This is a genomic window from Rhizobacter sp. P1_G5 (genome assembly GCF_056405435.1).
This window is the reverse complement of record NZ_JBFUCB010000423.1, coordinates 1-5,435: the sequence shown is the minus strand read 5'-3', so window position 1 is coordinate 5,435 and position 5,435 is coordinate 1. Positions and strand designations below refer to the sequence as shown.

Annotated in this window: 4 protein-coding genes and 1 pseudogene; 1 reads left to right on the top strand and 4 read right to left on the bottom strand. The window is 67.2% G+C overall.

Translation table 11 applies throughout. The features are described from left to right. Positions 1–525: pseudogene (locus tag AC1D12_RS23525) on the top strand (patatin-like phospholipase family protein); the annotation flags it as partial. A 698-nt stretch (positions 526–1,223) separates the two neighbouring features. Here the strand turns inward: AC1D12_RS23525 and AC1D12_RS23520 are convergent. The 4 genes from AC1D12_RS23520 to AC1D12_RS23505 all read right to left on the bottom strand — a co-directional run. Beyond that, entirely contained in the window at positions 1,224–2,201 is a 978-nt protein-coding gene (locus AC1D12_RS23520) for a Bug family tripartite tricarboxylate transporter substrate binding protein (RefSeq protein ID WP_477843208.1), read from the bottom strand. Between the two features lie 34 nt (positions 2,202–2,235). Next, complete coding sequence (gene tcuB / locus AC1D12_RS23515; protein WP_477843206.1) at positions 2,236–3,420, bottom strand: tricarballylate utilization 4Fe-4S protein TcuB; 1,185 nt, start codon at positions 3,418–3,420, stop codon at positions 2,236–2,238. Continuing rightward, positions 3,407–4,813: an FAD-dependent tricarballylate dehydrogenase TcuA gene (gene tcuA, locus AC1D12_RS23510; RefSeq protein WP_477843204.1), complete on the bottom strand. Its 1,407-nt coding sequence runs from the start codon at positions 4,811–4,813 to the stop codon at positions 3,407–3,409. Before tcuA ends, tcuB begins: the two co-directional genes overlap by 14 nt. A gap of 81 nt (positions 4,814–4,894) precedes the next feature. Continuing rightward, positions 4,895–5,435, bottom strand: a 541-nt coding sequence (locus tag AC1D12_RS23505; protein ID WP_477843202.1) for a LysR substrate-binding domain-containing protein, incomplete at its 5' end; no start/stop codon positions are given.

The window sequence follows — 5,435 nt, the reverse complement described above, 5'->3', positions numbered from 1 at the left end:
GTGCGGTCCTTGATCGACCAGGTGGTGGCCGGTGGTTCGTTCCAGGCGACCTTCCGCGGTGCTGCTCCCGGGTCGATCCGCCAACTGCTGCTGATCGCCGTGAACTCGGAGCGCGACCTGGCCGAACGCATCGACCGCAGCGACCGGGTGCCGAGCACCGGCCAGGTGATGGATGCGCTGCTGTTCGGTGCCGGCGCCCGCGAGACGCAGGTGACGCTGGCGATGCTCGATGAAGACGTGCAGCGCTGGAGTCGCGAGCTTCACGCTCAGCGCGGCGTACAGGGGAGCCCGTTCGCGGCCGATGCGCAGATCAACGTGATCAGCATCAGCCTGCGTGACATCGACGACCCGGCGTTGCGACGCAGCGTGCTGCAAGTACCGACGGCCTTCACGATCGCGCCGCAGGACGTGGAGCGGCTGCAGGAGGCGGGGCGGGCCGCATTGCGCGGCTCGGCGGAGTTCCAGCGCCTGCGCCGCAGCCTGGGGGCAGCGTCAGCTTCCGAGGACATGCCTTCAGCGCCGTAGCGCCGAAAGACAGTTGAGGAACACGTCCGTCAGCCGCGAACCACTCCCACTGGATGATCAATCGGCATGGTGCCTCCCTCTGTACAGACGAGATAAAGGCCGTGCCTCACTACGAATACCGTCACACGTACCGTTGCTGACTGACCGCCTTGCAGCGGTTGCGGCCGGTCAGCGGGAGACTTCGAATGTCCGCTCACCGCGGCACTGCTGACACTGAGAGGCGCCCTCGGCAACGCTGGATGGAAAGCGGTTCGTCTGCGCCTCGACCTGGCGCGGCGGGACGTCCGCTCTGCGCGCCCGGGAACTCACACAGTCGACCCGTTGCTGTCGGCCACCATCTACAGCAGCGGCCCGTCGCTGACGGCAAGTACCGGCTCATTACTGCCTGTTGCGGCTGGGCCGGACAGCGGACGGTGAAGCGGCACTACCGACCCCTAAGGGGTGCGCGTCCACCCGCTCGAGCGGACATCCGGGGTGTGTCGGCATTCAGCTGCGCCAGGGGTGATGCCAATACAGGCAGCTGAGTTGGTGCGTGTTCTGCGCCCGTGCGGCGGTTCATGTTCGGCCCGAGTGCGTGCAAAGGGCTTGCGCGGCCAGGTGGCGGGCGAGCAGATCGATTCGGAAACTGTGGTCGGCATCGCTGACCTTGCGGTCGTCATGGAAGCTGTGATTGATCAGACCAGGCCCTCAGGTCCGCTTCAGTTGGCCGTGATCTTGCGTTCCCGCACGACGGTGCTCCACTTCGCGTCTTCTTTCTTCATGAAGGCCGTCAACTCGGCGCGCGTCGTGGGCTGCGGGGTCAGCCCGTGCTTATCCAGCGCGTCTTTCACGCTCGGGTCGTTGAGCACCTTCACGATCTCGACGTTCCAGCGATCCAGAATCGGCGTGGGCGTCTTGCCCGGTGCCACGAAGGCATACCAGTTCAGTGCCTCGAAGCCGGGGTAGCCGGACTCCGCGACCGTCGGGATGTTGGGCATGTAGGCCGGACGCGTCGGACCCGTGGTGGCCAGCGGGACGAGATTTCCGGCCTCCACGTGCGGCAGCGCAGTGGGCGGCGCCGAGAAATAGGATGCGATGCGTCCRCCCAGCAGGTCCTGCAGGGCCGGCGCGCCGCCCTTGTAGGGCACGTGGGTCATCTCGATTCCGGCGCGCTGGCTGAAGAGTTCGCCCGCCAGGTGAGATGCCGATCCCGCGCCGGTGGAGGCGTAGTCCAAGCCACCCGGCTTCTTCTTCGCCAAGGTCACGAACTCGGCCAGCGTCTTCACGCCCACGCCTTTGTGGACCACCAGCACGTTGGGGAAGTTGACGCCACCCGACACCGGCGCCAGATCCTTGAACGGGTCGTAGCTGACCTTCATCACGTGCGGAGCGATGGTCAGCGGGCCGACCGAGCCGAACAGCAGCATCGTGCCGTCGGCCGGACCGTTGGCCACCTGCTGGTGCGCGATGTTGCCGCCGGCGCCGGCCCTGTTGTCGACGACAACGGTTTGGCCGATGTTCTCGCCCAGCTTCTTGGCGATCAGGCGGGCCGCTGCATCGGCCGCGCCGCCGGCGGCAAAACCCACGACCAGCGTGACCGGCTTCTTGGGTGGGAAGTCCTGTGCACGGCTGGGGCCGCTCAGCAACAGCGCAGCGAAAGCTTGCGCCGTGGCGTGCAGCAGGTGGGATTTGTTCATCGCGGATCTCCGGAAAGAGTGTTGTGAGTGGTCTTCAGTCGGCCGCCAGACCGATCGAGTTGGGCTGGCGCTTTTCGATCGCATGCCGCAACAGGGCCGCGCTGCGGAAAATGCCGTGCCCGAACTTGCCGTAGGGCAGCGTGGCGAACAAGGCCATCACCGCGCCAAGGTGCAGGCACAGCAGCACGGCCAGGGCGGGCGTGCCGCGGCCCAGCCAGAGTGCCAGTCCGCTGGCGCTGGTGAGGAACAACAAGGCAATGAATCCCAGGTCCATCGGTCTTTGTACGGCGTCGCCATGCAAGGGATGGCGCCGGCGGTTCAGGTGCCACAGCCCTGCCGTGCCGATCATCAGGCTCACACCGCCGACCACGCCGAGCAGCTTGGGCAGGCCGGGCAGTTCGTAGGGCGCCGTCCAGCCGAACGCGTAGTGGTAGATCGTCGCCACGCTGGTCGCCGCAAAGCACAGCAGGAAGCCATAGAAAGTGAAGTGGTGGAAGCGCCGGCGCGCGAGGGTGAAGGCGTCGTCGTCGTTGTTGCAGCCCATACCATGGCCACCGTCGAGGTACTTCAGGCGCAGCACCGCGTCCGTGGCCTCCGCAGCCGCGCGTCCGCTCAAGGATGCGCCGCTGGTGGCAGGCGTGACGTCTCGCCAGAAGCCGCGCACCCCCATCGCCAAGGCCAGGGTTGCGAACAGGAACACCGGCGCGAACAAGCCGACCAGAAGGTTGTGAGGGAACAGGTTGTAGAAGTTGCCGCCGGGCTGCCCGCCCCACAACGTGCCGTTGACGGCCACGGCCAGGATCAGGAACAGTGCCAGGCCCGTGGCCAATGCCAGCGACAGCGTCAGGCCGTTGCGCTGGTACAGCGCGCCCAGGGCCGGTGGCCACGCGTAGTCGACATAGGTCTGGCCACGCACCCGGGCCATCGCCTGCGGCACGTTCACAGCAAACTCGTGCGGCGGCGCGTACTGGCACGCATGCAGGCAGGCGCCGCAGTTGTGGCACAGGTTGGCCAGGAAGTGGATGTCGGCCTTGCCGAACTCCAGCCGCCGCGTCATCGCCGGGAACACCGCGCAAAAGCCCTCGCAGTAGCGGCAGGCATTGCAGATCTGCATCTGGCGGCCGACCTCAGCCTCACGGGCGCTGAGGATCGGTATGACCGTGCGGCTGCCGGCGGCAAGCGCCACCGCTTCGCGGGCCAATGATTCAAGCTGCTGCATGTTCGAACTCCTTGCGTGCAGCCAAGGCCGCCTGCGTGCCGGCGATGCGGCCGAATGCGGTGCCGATCGACATGCCGACCCCTGCCGTGTAGCCCTGACCGAGCACGTTGCCGGCCATCATTTCGCCGGCGACGAACAGATTGGGGCTGGGGCGGCCACCGAAGTGCACGGCGGACTTGTCGTTGACCTTGAGGCCCAGGTAGGTGAAGGTGACGCCGGGCTTGAGCGCGTAGCCGCAATAGGGTGGCGTATCGATCGGCCGTGCCCAATGGGTCTTGGCGGGTGTCAGCCCCTCGGTACGGCAGTCGTCCAGTGCCGTATGGTCGAAACTGCCGGGACGGCAGGCGGCGTTGTATGCCTCCACGGTGTGCACGAAAGCCCGCTCGGGCAGACCCAGCCTGCTGGCCAGTTCCGCCAGCGTGTTCGCCGTGACACCGGCAAAGACCGGGGGCATGAAGCGGCCGATCGCCTTCTGGTCGATGATCGAGTAGCCGATCTGGCCGGGTTGCTGTGCCACGAGACGGCCCCAGATCGCATAGCGCTTGGGCCAGAAGTCCTCGCCCTCGTCGTAGAAGCGCTGCGCTTCGCGATTGACGACGACGCCGAGCGAGACACAGTCGATCCGCGTGCAGATGCCGCCGTCGTACAGCGGCGCGCGCGCGTCGATCGCCACCATGTGCGCCTGCGTCGGATCGCCAATCGAATCGGCGCCGGCCTCCATCATGGATTTGAGCAGCACGCCTTGGTTGAATCGCGTGCCGCGGATCAGGAAGTTGTCGGAGGGCCACTCGCCGCGCCCGTTCCGGCCCCAGGCCTCGCGCAGCCAATCGCGGTTGGATTCGAAGCCACCGGCAGCCAGCACACAGCTTCTGGCCTCGATGCGCTCGCCGCTGGCAGTGCAGGCGGCGACGAAGCGATCTCCGTCGAGTTCGACCGACACCACCGGCGTGTCATAGCGGATCTGCACGCCCAGTTTCTCGGCACTGCGAAAGTAGGCGTTGACCAGCGCCTTGCCACCGCCCATGAAGAATGCGTTTGTGCGTGCCACGTGCAGGGCTCCCGACAGCGGCGGCTGGAAGTGCACGCCGTGCTTGCGCATCCAATCGCGGCAGTTCGACGAAGCGCGGATTGTCAGGCGCGCAAGTGCTTCGTTGGTGATACCGCCGGTCACCTTCAGCAGGTCTTGCCAATACTCCTCTTCGGGGTAGGCATCGACCAGCACGTCCTGCGGCGCGTCGTGCATGCAGCGCAGATTGCGCGTGTGCTGCGAATTGCCACCGCGCCATTCGCGTGGCGCGGCCTCAACCAGCATCACCGACGCGCCAGCCTCGCGTGCCATCAGTGCAGCACACAACGCAGCATTCCCGCCGCCGATCACCAGCACGTCGAGCATCTGATCGTCTCCTCTTCGCATGGAGACGCACTGTAGGGACGCTCGCGTCGGGACGGTAGACGGCTCCAGGGCAAGTGGTGTTCAGGGTTCGTGAAGGGTCGCGCCGGGCCAGCGCTGCTGCGCGACCAGCCCGGCGGCCACCCTGCGAAGCACCACGCGTGCTGCCAGCGCGGCCGGCGACAGCTCGTCGTCGGAGAGGCTGGCCAACAGGTTGCGCCGCCGCGCGCTGCGCTCCGCCAGTTCGATGCGCGCCATTTCGTCGGCCGGCAGGCGCACCGTCGCGGCGCCGGGCTGGATGGTCGCCGCCAGTCCGGCCCGCACCGCGTCCATCAGCACCGCCAGGCCGTCGATCTCGAGCACGACGTGGGGCACACAACGCTCGCGTGCGAAAGCGGCATCGAGGATCGCGCGCAGCCCGTGCGTGCCGCTGGGCAGAACCAGCGGCAGACTGGCCAGCCGCGCGATGCGCACGCTGCGGCCGGTCGGCATGCCCGGCAGGTCACGCCGGCCTATCACGAACAGCCGCTCCTCGAGCAGCGGCAGCACGCTCCAGCGCCGGGCGCCATCGGTCTCGAACAGCACGGCCAGGTCCAGTTGCCGCGCGTTGAGCATGGTCGCGAGG

Bases quoted from the DNA above. Each gene is read 5' to 3' on its own strand.
- tcuA (WP_477843204.1), bottom strand. From the start codon at position 4,813: ATGCTCGACGTGCTGGTGATCGGCGGCGGGAATGCTGCGTTGTGTGCT.
- tcuB (WP_477843206.1), bottom strand. From the start codon at position 3,420: ATGCAGCAGCTTGAATCATTGGCCCGCGAAGCGGTGGCGCTTGCCGCC.